Below are 17,367 nucleotides of genomic sequence, written 5' to 3'. Positions count from 1 at the left end.
CCTACGTGAAGGAGAACCGAACTCCCGGCAGCGCCGATGCCTGAGTGAAGGAGAAGAGGATGAGTGCGAAGGGACCTGCACTGAACCTCCTCATCTACCCCTCCCCTCTGGCCCAGCCCGGCCGGATCACAAAGATCGCGCGCAGCCTGCACACTCAGGAGCGATTCGAACGCACCGAGATCCTCGGAGTTGACTCAACGCAGCTGCCCGCCCGCGAAAGCCTCGCCCCCGGGATTGAACTCAAGCGAATCCGGGGGGCCTCAATCCGCGAGCGCTTCGGCGCACTCCGTCTTCTCCTCTTCTGGCAGATGCGCGTCTACTGGTATTACCGGCGCAAAAATGTGAAGGCCGTCGCCGCTCAGAACCTCTTCCTCCTGCCCATGGTGCACGCCCTCGCCCGCAGAACCGGCGCAGTCTTCGCTTACAACGCCCACGAGCTTGAAACAGAAACGATCGCCTCGAAGGGCCTGCGCCAGAAGATCCAAAGGCTGATCGAAAAACACTGGATCTACAAGGCTGACCTCGTGTCGGTCGTGAATGAGCCGATCGGAGCCTGGTATCGGCAGACCTACCCGGGAATCTCGCCGATCACGGTGACGAATTCTCCCCTCGACGCGGGCGGCACCGTTGATCTGAGGGAGCGCCTGCACGTCCCCGAGGATCGCCTCCTCTACATCCACGTCGGCTACCTGGCGCCCGGGCGTTCCATTCCGCTTCTCCTCGAAGTCTTCACGAAAGCCAAGAACGCTGAGATCGTGTTCCTCGGAGATGGGGTACTCCGCACCGAGGTCGAGGCCGCCACCCAAGCCCACTCGAATATTCACTGGATGGCGCCCGTCGCCCCCGAGGAGGTCGTGTCCTATGTGCGCGGAGCCGATGTGAGCCTGTGCCTCATTGAGGACCTGTGCTTGTCGATGGCTCTGTCGAGTCCGAACAAGCTCATGGAGTCTCTTGCCGCCCAGGTCCCGCCCCTGTGTTCTGATCTTGTGGAGGCTCGAAGACTCTTAGGAGAGAGGGCTTCGACCTGGGTGCTCGAGGACGTCGAGGCCGAGCTCGCCGACGCCATCGCGAGGATCAGCCACAAGGATGTGGAGGCCTTCAAAGCCTCTCCTCCTTCGATTCCGGCGTGGGAGGATCAGGTGAAGGGGCTCGAAGCCGCCTACGACCGGGCGCTCGAAGCGAAATCGGAGAATAAACTGGGCACACGGGGCTGGTCATGCGCATAGTGTCCGTCGTCGGGGCCAGGCCCCAGTTCGTCAAGCTCGCGCCGATCGACCGTGCTTTCCGGGAGGCTCGAATCGATCATCGGATCGTCCACACCGGCCAGCACTACGATCCTTTGCTCTCCGATGTGTTCTTCTCCGATTTGGGGATCTCCCCGCCCGATGTGCATCTTGGAGTCGGCTCCGGATCGCACGGTGTCCAGACCGGCCGGATGCTCGCCGCCCTCGATGATGTCCTGGGCGGATTGGAAGCGGACTGCGTCCTCGTTTATGGGGATACGAATTCAACTCTCGCGGCGGCGTTGTGCGCGGTGAAGCTCCATATTCCTCTTGCGCATCTGGAAGCGGGACTGCGTTCTTTCAATCGTCGGATGCCCGAGGAGATCAACCGCGTCCTCACGGATCATGCGGCGGACCTTCTTCTTGCGCCGACGAGTCTTGCGGCCAAGAACCTCGAGCGCGAGGGCTTGGAGGATCGAACTGAGGTCGTCGGCGATGTCATGACGGATGTGCTGATGCGCGTGCGCGATGAGGTGTCCTCAAGACCGGTCTTCGAGCTGATGGAGTCTTTGAGTCTGAAGGCGGGCGAGTATTCTCTCGCGACGATTCACCGAGCGGATAACACGGATGATCCCGAGCGCCTCGAGCGACTGCTCGATTCCTTGGGGGCCATTGATCATCCGGTCGTTCTTCTCGCTCATCCGCGTTTGCGCGCGAAATGTGAAAGCTTTGGTTTCAGGATCGATCGAGGTTCTCTTATCTCACATGATCCACTGCCTTACCCGCAGCTCGTGGCGAGTGCGATGCGAGCCCGGGGGATCATCACGGACTCGGGTGGATTGCAAAAGGAGGCGTTTTTGCTGCGCGTCCCTGCGACGACCGTCCGCTCGGAAACCGAGTGGGTTGAGACTGTGGAGCTTGGTTGGAATGTGCTCGTTGAGCCGGGCGCGGAGCTCATCGCTGCGGCTCAGCGCCCCCGACCCGCTGACACAAAGGCCGCGCCCTACGGTGATGGGAATGCGGCGAGGGGCGTCGCTTCGAGCCTGATCCGCCATTTTGGAAGGGGACTTCACAGCGCCCCTGGAGGTGTGTGCGGGCAGGATGCGGATTCTGGGCGGAGCGCAGATTCTGGGCAGGGCGCAGATTCTGGACGGGGTGCCAATTGTGAACGGAGCGCAGATTCTACGCAGGACGAGAATCACACGGTGAACACGCCTGGCGGCCGCAATGCCCCCAGTGGGCAAGGCGCGGCCAGCAGGGGCAACGGGAAAACTCGCGGGGAGGCTCGCGGCACCGGGAAGCAAGGCCCGAGCTCATGAGGGTGCAGCTTGTGAAGGGGACCGTGCAGATCCCGCCGAGCTATTTCACAGTTCAGCATGCCCTCGCGATGCCGCAGATCGATTGGTCGCTCCTGTGCTTAGCGGCGAAGCTCTCAGATCCCCCACTCCCCTTCCCGATCATCGAAGCCGTTCCGGGTCGCCTCCCCTTCCGAATGAAGGAGGCCCTGAAGTGGTGGGCTGTACCTCGGATGGAGCGCCTCCTCCTCGCCCAAGAGCCGCAGCTCATCCACCAGCAGCAGGCGACCTGGTCGATCCCAGCCCACCGGGCCTCGAAGCGTCTCACAGTCCCAATGGTGACGACCCTGCATGGCGCGGATGCCTACGCGCCTTCCCTGCTATCTGCCCCTTCCGGCCTTGCAGAACGCGCAGGAAGAGCGTGGATTGCCATGAATCAGGAGGCCGCGCGGCACTCCGATCGTCTCCTCGCCGTTTCACGCCACCTCGCTGATGTCGCCCTCCGTTCGGGTTTTCCCGCAGACAGACTCCATGTTCACTATCAGGGCGTTGACACCCAGTGGTGGAGGCCGCACACAGATACGACCTGCGTGCCCACCTCCCCAGAACACGCCGGACAGCTCGAAGACCCCCAGCCCGGGCGAGAGGAGCTCGAGGACGGGCAGATCCCGGAGATCCTTTTCGTCGGAGCCTTCTCAGAGTTGAAAGGGCTTCCCGATCTTCTCCGCGCGCACGCGCGCGTGTCACGCCCCCACCGTCTCGTCCTCGTGGGCGATGGGCCCTTGCGTGAGGAGCTTCGCCGGGCTTCGGCCCACGATCCTTCGATCACGGTGCTCGGCCCCCTGGACCGTCGCGGAGTGCGTGAACGGATGCGCCGAGCCGCAGCCCTCGTCTTGCCGACTCGGACGAGGAATGGGAGGGCCGAAGCGGCCGGCCTCGTTTCCTTGGAGGCTCAAGCCTGCGCCACCCCCGTCATCGTCAACGAAACAGGCGGCGCTCTAGAAATGGTCTCCCCCGCCTGCGCCGATCTCAAGGCCCGCGAATACGAGGTCGACTCCCTCGTGTCCTCGATTAACTCCCTGCTGTCGATGAGTGAATCAGAGCGGGCCTCCAGAGGGCGAGAAGCCCGCTCCTGGGTTGAAGCAGAGCGCAGCCTGAAACGCGCTACCGCTGAGCTCGGCGCGCATTACTGCGAACTCATCGGCTCAAAGTGAGACAACTCGGGCTTGGAGGATCAGAACGACGCGACCAGGGGAAAGCGGACAAGGTGGCCCGGGAGAGTCACAAGGGCTCAGGTTAAGAGAAACACGAGGGCGCGGGCTCAGTAGACCCCGCCTCAAACTCCTCCCCCACTAGAGCAAGCAGGCCAAGGCTCAGTAGACCACAGCTCGTTGGGTCTCCCCCCCGTAGAGCACGGCTCAAACGCCCGTAGAAGAGCGCTTAAGCTCGGCCTCGCTGATCGACCTCGGCAAGCATCGCCGCCGCCTGACGGACACGGGCCTGCCAGGTGTGCTCCCCGCGCAGGGCCTCCACCCGCGAAGCCGCCTCCTCGACGAGTGAGGGAGTGGCGACAAGCTCTCGAAGAGTCTTCGCAATGGAGTCGCGCGAATACTCAGGAGTCCAGCCGATCCCCTCACGGGCGACGAGATCTGCGACGTGAGTGCCCGCCGAGGCGAGGACGGGCAGGGCGCGCCCGATGTACTCAAAGAACTTCACGGGCGCGGCGAAGGAGCGGTATTCGATCGGTTTCATCGCGAGAACGCCAATGGTGGCCCGCTCAAAGTGGGGCTCGAGCTCGGCCCCCCGGCCGTGAACGACGCGAACACGATGAGACAGGTAAGGGCGGTAGGCCTCGGCGAGAAGGGCCCACTGCTCTTCAGGCACGCACAGGGTCATTGACGCGCCCGGTGTCTTCGCGACTGCGGCGACGCATTCACGCAGATCGTAGAAGTCGCCGAGAGCCCCGACGTAGAACAATTCAACGCCCGTGCCTGTCCCCTTCGCTGCAAGGGGGGCGCCGGGTGGGAGTTCACGAAACTTCTCAGGCGAAATCCGCGGAATATACTCGCCCATCCGAAGGGAGGGCAAGAACATGAGGTCAAGGCTGTCTTCGAGTCTTCGCAGGTCACGCTTGTAGTGGTGTCTCATGAGGAGGCGATACGGGAATTGCCGAAGAGTGAGGAAGCTGGGGAATCGCCAGTACACATCACGGTAAAAAGCACCGACGGGGACCCCGCGAGCGCGACAGAATGCGAAAAGATCAAAATCGAGGGCAGGGTCGACGCGCTCGCTGATCTTCTCCGTCATGGCGATCGGGCTCGTTGCAAGCTCCGAATAGCAAAACTCGACTCTGCCCTCTTCTACCGCCTGCTTCGCGAGGGGCACGCTTTGGGCGCGTTCGCGCCACGTTCCGCTCACCTCGATCACCTCATAGCCGAGCTGTGCGAAAGCTGTGCGCATCATGAAGGGGCGGATCGCAGATCCTGATGATCCGCCTGAGCGCACCCCCATCGGCGAGTGGAAGATCATCATGGGATTCACGAGCTGCTCTCCTCCTTCGAGTCCTCGAGCCCCTGAGACTCCACTAGGGCGCCATACAATTCGCTCCATCGCGATACGAAGCTCTGCTCCGAATAGCGTTCGCGGGCGCGCTCGCGGATCTGCTCCGCATTCGCGTACTGCGAAGGATCGCAGATCCTCCTCATCGCCTCAACGAGGGCGGGCGCATCGTCGACGCCGACGAGCTCCCCATTGCCCTCTTCAAGGGCGAAGCATCCCGCCCAGGTGGCAGAGGCGATCAGGCGAGCTCCTGCGGCCTGCGCTTCGGAGAACACGGTCCCGCCCGCTTCGAGGGCGCTCACCAGCACAAAAACATCCGAATCGGCGAGCAGGGACACGACATCTGCGCGTTCGAGACGTCCGAGGAACTCGATCGAGGAGCAGGGATTGGGGAGGGCCGCACGCACCCTCTCGATCGCTTCGGGGCTTCCTCCTGCGATCTTGAGGAGGGCCGTGCCTGAATCCTTGAAAGCATCGAGGAATGCCCTGCAGGTTTCGATGACGCGCTTGTTGTCGTCGATGTGCGAGACGTGGGTGAAGCGCAGCGGACCTGCTTCTTTGCCCACGGAACGTTCGGCGTTGAAGAAGGCATCGGGAACGGGCAATTCGATGGGGAGCCAGCGCGTACCCGGATAGTGGGCGAAGAGAGCCTGGGCGAAGCCCTGTGAGACTGTGGTGAGCAGGCAGGCTTGCTCGAGGGCCTGCCCGATGGCTCCTGAGCGTGATCTGAAGGCTCGGGACTCGAGGGTTGAGGGGCGGTGCTCGGTGATGACGAGGGGCACCCCCCAGCGTGCGGCCAAGATCTCTCCCGCAACACCACCAGGGAAGACCGTGTGCGCGTGAACGATCTGCGCTTTCCCGCTTTCCTCGAAAAGAGCGGCCGCCCTCCTAATCAGACTGCGATGAATCTGCTTTTCGAGGGCGCCAAGCGCTCGTGGCATGGAGGGCAGGTGCAAACGGACGACCCGGATTCCGTGCTCAACGCTCACGCGCGGGCTGTCACGCTGCCAGCGCCTGCCCAGGGGTGAGGTTTCGAGGGCGAGAACCTCGACTTCGTGTCCCGCGCGCGCGAGCATGAGGGCTTGTTCTTCGAAGAAGGTGCCCGAGTGTTTCGCGCCGGGGCGCGGATACCAGGAGGCGACGAAGAGGATCCTCATTGACGCGCCTCCGCATCGTATTGGGAGGCGGTGATCAGGCTCATGATGACGAGTCCTGCGAGCATTGCGGCCATGAGCAGTCCCAGGATCGTGGTCGTGGCGAGCAGGTCGAGGGGTGAGAGGCTGAGCCATGCGAGGGGCACTATGCAGTAGAGGACCCCGAAGACGAGCATGCGGCGCTGTTTCTCGGTGACGACGAAGAGGTTGGAGACCGGGGAGGTGAGGACCGTCATGAAAAGCCAGGGCGTCAGGGCCCTCGCGAAGTCCCCGGCCTGATCCCATTGCGCCCCGAACACGAAGGGGAAGAGCCATGGCGCCAGAATGTAGAGGAGCACGAAGGGGATGAGGGCGGCGAGAGCGGCCCTGCGGTAGGTGTCGGCCACGAGAGGGCGCATCCGTCCCGGCGCAGTATCGGCAAGCTTCTTGAGGAACACTTGTCCGACGGCCCCCGCGATCAAGCCCACGGGCACTTGTATGATGTTCCAGGCGAGTTGGAATTGGCCGAGGGCCGCGATCGCGACCGCTCCGATCGCGAGGTTGATTCCCGCGTTGCGCAGTGAATCGACGAGGGCGTTCGGCCCGTTGAGCAGGGGCATGCGATGGTAGCGCCTCGCGACCTGGCGGAGCGGAGGGTCTTCGGATGTGCCTTGGCGTGCGTCTTTCGTTTTGGAGACGAGGAAGAGAAGGGACACGAGTTGTCCGAGCATCGTTCCCAGGATGAGCGCGCTGAATCCTCCGTGGAAGACGAGGCCGAAGAAGAGCTGGGAGGCGGCGATGGCGAGGGAGTTGATGACGCTGTTCACTGCGATATCACTAAATCGGCCTTTTCGGGTGAGCCAGTAGCGCAGGTTCGAGGCTTGCGCGACGAGGGCCACCGTGATCCCCGCAGCCGAGAACCAGAGGGCGAGTTCTCCTGAGTGGTGATAGGCGTCTTTGAGGGGCCGGGCGATGACGATGAGGACGAGGGAGGTGATGATCGACGTGAGGAGGATTGATCGGGAGGCGAGCCTGTGCAGGCTCCTCGCGCTCGCCTCATCCTTGGGCAGCATGACCGCAAGGTCGTAGCGAGCTGCGGCGATTGTGATGACGAGGGCGGTGATCGACCCGTAGACGCCGAGGAGACCCTTGTCGACATCTGAGTAGATGCGTGCAATGAAGATCTGGAGCACGAAGGCGATGACTTGGGCGCTCAAGGTTCCCGACATCAGTGTAAGGATTGCGCGAAGCACTGGGCTTCGTGAAAGGAGGGAGGAGATCTTCGAGCTGGGCCGTGTGGCTTGCGGTTTTCCCTTCGCTGCCCCGAACTCGACCCCGGTCCAGGGTGCGTCTTCGGCTTGGGGGTCCCGCATGGGCCTATTCAATCAGATCCTTCGAGCATTGAGCCTTCGCACACGTGGGTCTGCGGCATGCAGGCTGTACGGCAGCTGCATCGATCGCATCGCCCCTTTCGCATGCGTGGATCTACGTCGAGAGATGTGCACGAGCGAAAACTCTGGGGAATCGTCCTCTTGCTCGCATGGGTTTGCGCATTCGATCTCAGCGTTAGAATCCCTTGAAAGTCCACGTTCTCGCTCGGGCAGCGGCTGAGCGAAGAAAGGAGAACACGTGGCCGTCCCTCGTCTCCTCCTCTCCTCATCCACTTGGCTCGACTCCTCCGATCATTCGACGCGCGTGTGGGCCCCGCTTCCCGCTTATGCGAAAGCCCTGCTGCGCGCCCTGGACTCTCCGCTTTCTCTTGCTCGCCGAGATGTTCGCGCTTCAAGAGCCGTTCCGGTCTCGAGCGTCGCTCCCACCTCGAACGCCGTTCCCCTTTCGAGCACCAACCCCGCGCACAAGGACTCGAATGCCTCCCCCTCCAGGGCCCCGACCACCCCCTCCGTGCAAGCCCTCAGCCAAGCCCTTGCCGAGGCATACGGCCACTGGAGCCTCATCTCTTCCCTGGGAGAATCGATTCTCCTCGCAACAGACCGAATGCGCTCCCTCGGCCTCCTCTACGCCTTCGACGGTCAACGCTGGATCATCACCGACGATGTGAACTCCCTGCTCGCCCACCTGCCTGGACTGCGGCGCGACGAACGCCAGGCCAAGATCTTCGCCTCCTTCGGCTATACCCTCGGTAGACGAACCCTGCTCGAGGGCGTCTCCTCCGTGGAGGCGGGCTCCCTCGTCCTTTTAAATCCCGATGGAAGCACCTCGACCTCGTCCTTCGCCGACTACCGGCGCCCCTCAGTCCTCATTGATGAGGAGGCGGAGTTCCACGCCCTTTTCGAAAAAGCCCTCGACCAAAGCTTTACACGTCTGCTCGATGCAGCAGGCTCGAGGACTCTCGCCGTACCGCTCTCGGGGGGCCTCGACTCGCGTCTCCTCCTCGCCTGGCTCACCCGTTTGGGAGCCTCCAATATCCGGACCTTCACCTACGGCAAGCCCGCAGCACCAGAAGTCGGGATTTCTCACGGCGTCGCCCAGGCCTTCGCCCTGCCCTGGGTCAGCGTCGACTACACGCCCGAGAAGATCAGCGCCTTCTGGTCGGGCCCCGAGGCAGAGGCCTTCCGCCGAGCCAATTGGTGCGGAGTGTCCCTCCCCCACGTTCAAGACTCCTACGCCCTGCACGAACTGTGCCGCAGCGGCTGGATCGACGAGGACGCGATCCTCCTTCCCGGTCACACGATCGTCGGCAATGGGCACGACGAGGACTTCGTGCTCTCTGCTCCACCGGCGGGCGAACTCGCGCGCCTCATCGCCTCACGCCACGCCGGTGCCCAAGGAAGAGATCGGAGCATCAACGAAGAACCCCTCATCTCCCGCGAGATCTTGAGGGCCGCTCAGCAGGTCCGATTCGACGGCTCGCCCGCTTCTGCTCTGAGCTGGGTCGAGTGGTTCAATCTTCGAGAACGCCAGGCGAAGTACATCAACCACTCGATGCGCGCCTACGAGTTCTACGAGCGGAGCTGGGCGGCGCCAATGCTCGACCTCGACATGTGGCAGACCTGGCTCAAAGGCGGGCTGAACTTCACGAAGGACCGCGCCTGGTATGCGCGATTCGTCGCTGCAGCGGTGCAAGGATACGCGAAAGCGCCCACCCCGCCCCTGCACGTGTCCTCGAACGACCACTCGCTTCCGCCAAGGCTCAAAGGCGCGCTCCTCGCCACGATGCGCGCAACGAGGACGGAGCGCCTCTTGTCGAGATCTCGTTCGATCCGCACCATGCTCGATCATCCGATGGCCTTCGAAGCCTTTAGCGCTCCGCTGTCGAAGAGCCAGCAGTTCAGGAGCCACCTGTGCGGCGCCTCATCGACGGGCCTGTGGTCAACGCTCTTCCTCGACAACCGCTGGGGAAACGACGCTCAGATCCTCCCGCCCCCACCGGGGGCGCCCGGTCTCACTCGCTGAAGCGGATTACTTGCCCCGTCCTCGCGGATTCGAGGATGCCCTCGAGGACTTCAAGGGTTCGCACGCCTTCGGCCATCGACACGTGCTCACCGCCCCGCCCGAGGATCGCATCCCTGAAATGCTCGTGCTCGACTGCGAGGGGTTCGCGCTTGTCGAGCGCGTAGCGGGTGACGGTCCCTTCGGAGACGCCCCGAAAGGCCGCGATCTGCTCCCATTGAAGTGGGGAAGACCCGTTCTCGTAAAAGCTCAGGTCCCCCATTGCCGTATCGGCGACGAGGGCGCCGTGCTCGCCAATGACGATCGTCGTGCGGTCCTTGTAGGGGGTCAGCCAGTTCACCTGATGGTTGACGAGGACTCCGTTCGCAAAACGCCCCGAGGCGAGGAGCAGGTCCTCATGCACTCGCCCCGAACGGTAGCCGACCTGTGCGAACATCATCTCGTAGGGGGCGCCCACAACCCAGGAGGCCAAGTCCACGTCATGGGTCGCCAAGTCCTTGACGACGCCGACATCACTGATGCGCGCCGGGAAGGGGGATTGGCGGCGTGTGACGATCTGATAGACCTCGCCGAGCTGGCCCTGCGCGATCCTGCGGCGCATTTCCACCAGAGCCGGATTGCAGCGCTCCACATATCCGACGGCGCCGACAAGGTCGGCTCTCTCAAAAGCCTCGGCGATCCTGCGCCCCGATTCGACGGACACGGACAGGGGTTTTTCGACGAGAGTATGCACTCCCGCTTCAGCGAGGAGGAGAGCCGCTTCCTCATGGAAAGCCGTTGGCACTGCCACGATCGCCGCGTCGATCCCGGCTGCGATCAGATCCTCAACACCGGGGAGGACCTCAAGAGGAGGGGCGACACCGAACCGATCGCCCGCCAAGTCCGCGAGCGCAACGAGTTCGACGCCCTCGGTGGCGCGGGCGTTGCGGACGTGATGACGGCCCATCGAGCCCAGGCCGAGGATTCCCAGGCGGATCGTCATTGTGACCCTGCTTTCGCGAGCGTGTTCACGGCGTGAACAATCCGTTCGAGATCGGCTTTCGACAAGGCGGGGTGCACGGGCAAGGACACGACTTCACGCGCCGCCTTGTGCGTCACGGGAAGATCGAGGCCGGGGGCGAAGCCTTCGAGGGAGGGCAGGTGGTGGTTCGGGATCGGGTAATACACTCCCGAGTCGATGCCCCATTCCTCGCGCAGGGCGCGCATGAAGCGCTCGCGGTCAAGGTCGGGGATGCGGATCGTGTACTGGTGGTAGACGTGGCGGGCGCCGCGGGCGAGCGGCGGGGTGATGACGCCGTGAAGGTTCTCGTCGAAGAATGCGGCGTTCTTTCGGCGAGCCTGGGTCCAGGCCTCGATCTTCTTCAGTTGGACTCGGCCGATCGCCGCGTGAATGTCCGTCATCCGGTTGTTGAAGCCGATGAGTTCGTTCGCGTAGCGGTGTTCCATCCCCTGGTTGCGCAAGAGCCTCACCCGTCGTGCCAGTTCCCTATCCGTGGTCGTCACCATTCCGCCTTCCCCCGAGGTCATGTTCTTCGTCGGGTAGAGGCTGAATGCGCCGAAGGTGCCGAAGGAGCCGACGTGCTTCCCATTGAGGGAGGCTCCATGAGCCTGGGCGGCGTCCTCGAAGACCATGAGGCCGTGCCTCTTCGCGATCCGTCCGATGTCCTCCATCGCGGCCGGGTGTCCGTAGAGGTGGACCGGCATGATCGCCGTCGTTCGCTGAGTGATGGCCGCTTCGACGCAGGCCGGGTCGAGGCAGAAGGAGTCTTCGTCGATGTCGGCGAAGACGGGGGTCGCGCCGCTCAGGGCGACCGAGTTCGCGGTCGCGGCGAAGGTGAAGGAAGGGACAATGACCTCATCGCCGGGGCCGATTCCGGCGGCGAGCAGCCCCAGGTGCAGGGCGGAGGTTCCCGAGTTCACGGCGACGGCTGAAGTCCCGGGGACGAGGACGGCGGTGAATTCCTCTTCGAAGGCGGCGACCTGCGGTCCTTGGGCGAGCATGCCGGAGCGCATGACCGCGCCGACCGCTTCGATCTCCTCCTCGCCGATGAGGGGTTGGGCGGCGGGGATCCTCTCGAGGGTCATCGGGTGTCCTTCTCCAAGGCGTCGGGCGCTGTGAGCCTGTAGCGCGTCCCCGTTGTCGGGCATTCGAAGAGCGAGGGGTCTGCCGTGGGGATGAGGGGGAGGCCCGCTTCCCCGACCCAGCCGATCCTCTTAGCGGGCACGCCCGCGACGAGCGCGTAGTTTGGAACGTCTTTCGTCACGACCGAGCCCGCTGCGACGAGTGCCCAACGGCCTATGCTCACGGGGGCGACGCACACCGAACGGGCGCCGATCGAGGCGCCATCGCCGATTGAAACGCCGACCGGCTCCCAGTCCTCGGCAGTTTTCGGGCTTCCGTCCTCGTTAATCGCACGCGGGTGGCGATCATTCGTCAGCACTGCGGCCGGGCCGATGAACACTCCCTTGCCGAGGCGGGCGGGCTCGTAGAGGAGCGCATAGTTCTGGACTTTGCAGGCGTCCCCCATTTCGACTCCTGCTCCGATGTATGCGCCCCGGCCGATGATGCAGTCTTCGCCAATGCGGGCGCCGGATCGGACCTGGGCGAGATGCCAGATCTTCGTTGAGTCCGGTACTCTCACGCCCTCGTCGATATCGGCGCTCGCTTCGATCATCGCTGCCCTCCTCTTCTTTTCGAATACTGTAGTCGCCCTTCACGCACCCGGCTTCCCGCGAGAGCCGCCCAAGTGGGACAATTCCCCATATGGAGAGGAACACGGACGTGTGGGTGGTGATCCCGGCATATAACGAGGGGCCGATGATCGCTCGCGTTATTGCCTCCGTGCGAAAGTTCTTTCCGAATATCGTGTGCGTCGACGACGCCTCAAGCGATGACACTGTGTGCGCCGCCAGACGGGCAGGAGCCCTGGTGATCCCCCACCCTGTGAACCTCGGACAGGGAGCGGCTTTGCAAACGGGATTCACCTGGGTGTTGAAGAAGACTGAAGCCCGTTTCGCCGTCACTTTCGACGCTGATGGTCAACACCGGGCCGAAGATGCCGAAGGGATGTGCGCCCTCGCACGCAAGAACGACCTGGGTTTCGTTTTCGGTTCTCGTTTTCTCTCCGAGAGCCCCCAGGGGTTGTCCCCCATGCGTCGACTGGTGTTGAAGAGCGCCGCTGGCGCTGCCCGACGCAAGACGGGCCTTGCTGTGACGGATGCGCATAACGGTCTGCGAGTGATCCGGCGCGACGCCTTATCCTCTTTTTCCCTCGTGCACAACCGTATGGCGCATGCGAGCGAAATCGTTGAGAAGCTCGCCGTGACCGGCCTGGCCTGGGCGGAATACCCTGTGAGCATCGAGTACTCCGAGTATTCGAGGGCGAAGGGCCAGTCCCTGCTCAATTCTGTGAATATTCTCGTCGATCTGGTGATGGAGTGAGCGTGCCCTCGTACTGGTTGATCAGGCTCCTTCTCCTTGTGGGCTTCGTCCTCATTGCGCTTGTCATCATGAGGCCGGTCCGTTCCCAGTCGCATTTGGCTGTGCGTCGCCTCTCGATCCTGGTTCTCCTCTTGTTCGCGGTTTTCGCGATCCTGTTCCCCGGAACTCTCAACCACGTCGCCCACCGCCTCGGAGTGGAAAGAGGAGTGAACCTTCTCGTCTACGCACTCGTCGTCGCTTTCTTCGCTCAGCTCGTGAGTTCTTATCGAAAGGAGGCCGCTCAGGAGCGTCGGATCACGGCCCTCGCTCGCGCCGTCGCCCTCGCGAACGCGGATGAGAACGAGCCGGATTCTGCGCCTCACACAGGCGTAGAGGGGTCGCACAATGACGAAGAGCACCGGGAGTGCATGGGGTGAAGCGGCGAATATAACGCTACGATCAAGGATTGATGAGCAAACACGAAACTCTGAGCCGTCGGCTCCCGATTCAGCATGCGGCAACCTCGCCGTACCGTTTCGGTGTGCTTCGCGCCCTCCTCGCTGTTTTCCTCGCAAGCTCACTCTTCGTAGTGACAACAAGCGTTTTCGTCTACAACGCCCTCGCGAACCAGGTGAAGAAGTCCGTGCTCGACATTTCGCATTTGTCTGCGGATTCTGAGCAGTCCGCGGAGAAGATCACTCCAATCGACCAGTTCGAAGGACAGCCGATCAATCTGCTCGTTTCGGGCGTGGACTCGCGATACAACCAGGATGATTCGGGCTACGGCGACGCTGAAGAACTTTCCACGATCCAGTCGGATACGACGATGATCGCGCATATCTCCGCTGATCGTCAGTCCGTCACCGTTGTGTCGATTCCCCGCGACCTCATCACTGACATTCCCTCGTGCACTCTGTCCAGCGGCGCGCAGACCTACGAATACACGGGAATGTTCAATTCTGCTTTCTCCACCGGGGCGGTCACGAATGATCTCGCGGGTGGTATCGCCTGCACGAAGGCCACCGTTGAGGAGCTCACCGGCGTCCACATTGATGCTTTCGTGATCGTGGACTTCACGGGATTCAAGGGAATGATCGACGCACTCGGGGGTGTCTGGTTCGACGTTCCCGAGGATATGTACGACGAGCTCGCGGGCCTTGATGTGCACGCCGGTTGTCAGCGTTTCGACTCCATGACGGCGCTCGCCTTCGCCCGCGCCCGCAAAGAGATCGGCGATGGTTCCGATATTTCGAGGATCGGCCGCCAGCAGGAGCTCGTCTCCGCGATGCTGCGTGAAGTCCTGTCGAAGAACTTCGTCACTGATCTTCCCGCTCTCCTGTCCTTCCTGCAGGCGACGATCGCTTCTTTGACGGTTTCCCCGAATCTTGCGGATATCAATTCTGATGCGGGGCTTCTCCTTTCTCTCCTCAACTTGGACAAAGCCAATATCCGTTTCGTCACCCTGCCGTGGGCGAACGCGCCGCATGATCCGAACCGGGTAGTCGCAGTCGAACCGGATGCTTCTCTCCTATGGGAGGTTTTGAAGTCCGACGCGCCCCTTCCTGCAGGTATGACCTACACCGATGGGACCGGCACCCAGCAGGTCGTTCCCTTCCCCGGCGAGTCTGAGCCAGAATCCGATCCCTCTCAAACAGGGGATTCCTCGGGTGATTCACAGACCGACCCTTCCCAGCCTCCGGCAGATTCTTCAGCCGCTGAAGCTTCGAGTCCTGAGCCCGCACCCGCTCCCCCGAAGACCTGCCCACCGAGTCAATGAGCGAACATCCGCCCTCGTTCAGCCCCAAGGAGCGGCGTTCCCGCCCCTTGTCGCAGGCTGCCCATAACGCACCTGAACGGGGTGAATCCTCAGCTTCCTCTCGACCTTTAACGCCTGGCGAACAGGCGTGGGTTGAACGCGAGTCTCGTGGGCCGCGCCCTTCGGCGTCTTCTCTGCGGCGCTCAGGCTCTTCACAGCCCACGGCACCTTCCCAGTCTTCTTCCGCTTCCGCCCGGCCTTCTCGTCCCATGGCCCCTCAGGCTCCCATGGCCCCTCAGGCCAGGTCTGCAGGCTCTCAGCCCCCCTCAGCGGCCTCTCAGGCCTTTCCCACCGCCCAAGCCGGTGCCGAGGGTTCCCCGCGCCCGAAGCGCCCGAGCGCAAAAGGGGCTCGCAGAACCCAAGAGCAGTCGAATCAGGACGGACAGATGCCGGTCTTTCGTTCACGCCCACAGGTCTATGGCATCGCCGCAGATGATGCCCAGGCGCGCGCGTGGCGCGTCGACTCCGCATCCCCCGAGCCCCAAGCTGATCGTCCTCTCCTGCCCACGACTGCCGATCAGCCTCAGCGTGATCTTCCACCTGCTTTCGCCCCCAAACGCAAGAGTCTGCGTCAAGGGGCTTTTCCCCAAGCCCTCGCTCAGGGGGAAGCCTTTCCGAATGACCACCAACAGCCTCGGCCCACGGCACTCACGCCGCGTCGCGGCCCCTCTCAAGCGCCACATTCGGCGCCTCGGCCACGACTCAAGCGAGCCCGGCGTCTTCGCGGCAGGCTTTTCAAGGTGTTCCTTTTTCTCGTGCTCATCCTGAGCGGCTGGGTGGGCTTCTTGGCATGGGATGCGAACCAGAACTTAGGCCGCACCTCCGCTCTTTCCGCAGCTGCGGACACGCCGGGGACCACATACCTCCTCGCAGGCTCGGACTCTCGTGATGATGGCGCCGTACAAGACGACTTCGAAGGCTCGGAACGCTCAGACTCGATCATGCTGGTCAATATTGCGCCCAACGGTCAAAAGTCAGCTGTTTCCATCCCACGAGACACCTATGTTGAGATCCCTGGCTACGGCTGGGACAAGATCAATGCGTCCTTCTCCTATGGCGGCCCTGAATTGCTCGTGAAGACCGTTGAATCTCTCAGCGGACTCACCGTCGATCATTACGTGCAGATCGGCATGGGCGGAGTCTCGAATACGGTGGACGCTGTTGACGGCATCAATGTCTGCTATGACGGCGATGTGAGAAACGATCCTTCTACTCTCGAATGGACCGCGGGCTGCCACGATGTTGATGGGAAGACGGCGCTCGCCTTCTCACGTATGCGCTACCAGGATCCCGAGGGGGATATCGGTCGTGCTAAGCGTCAACGCCAAGTCGTCTCAAAGACGATTGAAAAGGCTCTCGCTCCGACGACTTTTCTTTATCCTGCACGCACTTTGCGAGTTGAACGTGCAGGTTCTGGTTCCTTCACAGTTGACGAGGACACCTCTCTCCTCGATATTGCACGCCTTGTCCTTGCTTTCAAGGATGCGGGCACGCAGGGCTTGAGCGGGATCCCGCCAGTCGAGTCTCTCGATTTCCTCACGGATGTGGGATCGTCGGCAGTGCTCCTGGAAGATGAGACCGCACCCGAGTTCTTTGAAAAGCTCCGCAATGGGACTTTAACCACTGAAGATTTCAACGCCTTCGGTCGTTAAACACCTCATCGGAGCGTGCGAGGAAACGGCCGAACAGCCAGAGCCAAAATCAGCCATGCAGGGGTTCTCTGGAGTCTTGAGGGGCACGGTTCCCTAAGTCATACCCCCGGCCCCTCAGGTCTTCACCACCCATGGGCCGCGCGAACTCAGCACCCCACGCCGGATCTTCTTCACTCCCGCCTCTTGGACACCGCACGCTCCACGGGGTCCTCATTCACAGCCAAAGCCCAAGTGAGTAGGCGTTTCCCGGTGTTCTTCTCATCCCTGCGAGCTTGGGCGAACTTTCTGAGCCAGCGCGGCCCCCTTGTCCCAGGCGAGATCGCGCAGCCCTTTTTGGAAGTCCCGCATCTTGGCGCGCAAGGCCTCGGCCTCGGGCCCCTCACCAGCGGAGAGAATCCGAGCGGCGAGCAAACCGGCGTTACGCGCACCAGCAATAGAAACAGTCGCGACGGGCACTCCCGCGGGCATTTGCACGATGGAGTGGAGAGAATCCACTCCATCAAGGTGCTTGAGTGGAACGGGGACGCCCACGACCGCAAGCTCAGTGAGAGCAGCGAGCATACCGGGCAGGTGTGCGGCGCCCCCCGCTCCAGCGATGATGACCCGCAAACCCCGAGCTGAGGCCGAACGGCCATAGGCAAGCATGTCCTCGGGCATTCGGTGAGCCGAAACGACGCCGACTTCGCAAGCGATGCCGAACTCCGCGAGAGCGGCAACGGCGGGTTCCATGGTCGGCCAATCCGAGTCGGAGCCCATGACGACGCCGACGAGGGGGTGGGGGCCGGTTGCGCTCAAAGGAATATCGAGCTCAGGGGTCGAATCGTTCATCGGATGCTCCTTTCTAGAAGCCTCGTGAA

The 17,367-nt window shown here is 62.7% G+C and carries 14 protein-coding genes and 1 pseudogene; 8 read left to right on the top strand and 7 right to left on the bottom strand.

Annotated elements, in window-relative coordinates:
• Positions 1–59 precede the first annotated feature (59 nt).
• The 3 genes and pseudogenes from FFA61_RS02290 (at position 60) to FFA61_RS02280 (ending at position 3,732) form a co-directional block, all read left to right on the top strand.
• Positions 60–1,226: a glycosyltransferase gene (locus tag FFA61_RS02290; RefSeq protein WP_040313512.1), complete on the top strand. Its 1,167-nt coding sequence runs from the start codon at positions 60–62 to the stop codon at positions 1,224–1,226.
• Positions 1,217–2,278 (top strand): annotated as a pseudogene (wecB, locus tag FFA61_RS02285) (non-hydrolyzing UDP-N-acetylglucosamine 2-epimerase); the annotation flags it as partial. The gene FFA61_RS02290 and the pseudogene wecB, both read left to right, overlap by 10 nt.
• 260 nt (positions 2,279–2,538) lie before the next feature.
• On the top strand, positions 2,539–3,732 hold the full coding sequence (locus tag FFA61_RS02280; RefSeq protein ID WP_005962038.1) for a glycosyltransferase: 1,194 nt from the start codon (positions 2,539–2,541) through the stop codon (positions 3,730–3,732).
• A gap of 226 nt (positions 3,733–3,958) precedes the next feature.
• Here FFA61_RS02280 and FFA61_RS02275 read toward each other — a convergent pair whose 3' ends face one another.
• From FFA61_RS02275 to FFA61_RS02265, 3 genes are read right to left on the bottom strand one after another with little or no spacing between them, the layout of a single operon-like run.
• Positions 3,959–5,050 carry a glycosyltransferase family protein gene (locus tag FFA61_RS02275; protein WP_005962040.1) on the bottom strand — a complete coding sequence of 364 codons (1,092 nt, stop codon included), beginning with the start codon at positions 5,048–5,050 and terminating at the stop codon, positions 3,959–3,961.
• Between the two features lie 5 nt (positions 5,051–5,055).
• Entirely contained in the window at positions 5,056–6,234 is a 1,179-nt protein-coding gene (locus FFA61_RS02270) for a glycosyltransferase (protein WP_005962042.1), read from the bottom strand.
• Positions 6,231–7,439: a lipopolysaccharide biosynthesis protein gene (locus tag FFA61_RS02265; protein ID WP_242600863.1), complete on the bottom strand. Its 1,209-nt coding sequence runs from the start codon at positions 7,437–7,439 to the stop codon at positions 6,231–6,233. The genes FFA61_RS02270 and FFA61_RS02265 overlap by 4 nt, the downstream gene beginning before the upstream one ends.
• 400 nt (positions 7,440–7,839) lie before the next feature.
• On the opposite strand from FFA61_RS02265, the gene FFA61_RS02260 reads away from it, so the two are divergent.
• The gene (locus tag FFA61_RS02260) at positions 7,840–9,624 is read left to right on the top strand and encodes an asparagine synthase-related protein (RefSeq protein WP_005962046.1); all 1,785 of its coding nucleotides are present in this window, start codon (positions 7,840–7,842) and stop codon (positions 9,622–9,624) included.
• On the opposite strand, the gene FFA61_RS02255 is transcribed toward FFA61_RS02260, so the two are convergent.
• From FFA61_RS02255 to FFA61_RS02245, 3 genes are read right to left on the bottom strand one after another with little or no spacing between them, the layout of a single operon-like run.
• Positions 9,614–10,603, bottom strand: coding sequence for a Gfo/Idh/MocA family protein (locus FFA61_RS02255; protein ID WP_005962047.1), 990 nt, complete (start codon positions 10,601–10,603; stop codon positions 9,614–9,616). The two genes, FFA61_RS02260 and FFA61_RS02255, sit on opposite strands and share 11 nt — an antisense overlap.
• Positions 10,600–11,706 (bottom strand): DegT/DnrJ/EryC1/StrS family aminotransferase, encoded by a 1,107-nt coding sequence (locus tag FFA61_RS02250; protein ID WP_005962048.1) that lies wholly within the window; start codon positions 11,704–11,706, stop codon positions 10,600–10,602. The genes FFA61_RS02255 and FFA61_RS02250 overlap by 4 nt, the downstream gene beginning before the upstream one ends.
• Positions 11,703–12,296 carry an acyltransferase gene (locus FFA61_RS02245; protein ID WP_005962049.1) on the bottom strand — a complete coding sequence of 198 codons (594 nt, stop codon included), beginning with the start codon at positions 12,294–12,296 and terminating at the stop codon, positions 11,703–11,705. The genes FFA61_RS02250 and FFA61_RS02245 overlap by 4 nt, the downstream gene beginning before the upstream one ends.
• Positions 12,297–12,385: 89 nt before the next feature.
• Between FFA61_RS02245 and FFA61_RS02240 the strand changes: the two genes are divergently transcribed.
• The 4 genes from FFA61_RS02240 (at position 12,386) to FFA61_RS02225 (ending at position 16,510) form a co-directional block, all read left to right on the top strand.
• Complete coding sequence (locus FFA61_RS02240) at positions 12,386–13,063, top strand: glycosyltransferase family 2 protein (protein ID WP_005962050.1); 678 nt, start codon at positions 12,386–12,388, stop codon at positions 13,061–13,063.
• 2 nt (positions 13,064–13,065) lie between these two features.
• On the top strand, positions 13,066–13,479 hold the full coding sequence (locus FFA61_RS02235; protein WP_165544451.1) for a DUF2304 domain-containing protein: 414 nt from the start codon (positions 13,066–13,068) through the stop codon (positions 13,477–13,479).
• Between the two features lie 32 nt (positions 13,480–13,511).
• Entirely contained in the window at positions 13,512–14,819 is a 1,308-nt protein-coding gene (locus FFA61_RS02230) for an LCP family protein (protein ID WP_005962053.1), read from the top strand.
• A gap of 425 nt (positions 14,820–15,244) precedes the next feature.
• Positions 15,245–16,510: an LCP family protein gene (locus FFA61_RS02225; RefSeq protein ID WP_005962058.1), complete on the top strand. Its 1,266-nt coding sequence runs from the start codon at positions 15,245–15,247 to the stop codon at positions 16,508–16,510.
• Positions 16,511–16,768: 258 nt separating this feature from the next.
• Here FFA61_RS02225 and purE read toward each other — a convergent pair whose 3' ends face one another.
• Positions 16,769–17,338 carry a 5-(carboxyamino)imidazole ribonucleotide mutase gene (purE, locus tag FFA61_RS02220; protein WP_040313514.1) on the bottom strand — a complete coding sequence of 190 codons (570 nt, stop codon included), beginning with the start codon at positions 17,336–17,338 and terminating at the stop codon, positions 16,769–16,771.
• Between the last annotated feature and the right edge of the window lie 29 nt (positions 17,339–17,367).

Source organism: Schaalia cardiffensis F0333 (assembly GCF_005886435.1).
GTDB classification, from domain to species: Bacteria; Actinomycetota; Actinomycetes; order Actinomycetales; family Actinomycetaceae; genus Pauljensenia; species Pauljensenia cardiffensis.
This window is presented reverse-complemented; position numbering and strand designations above follow the sequence as displayed.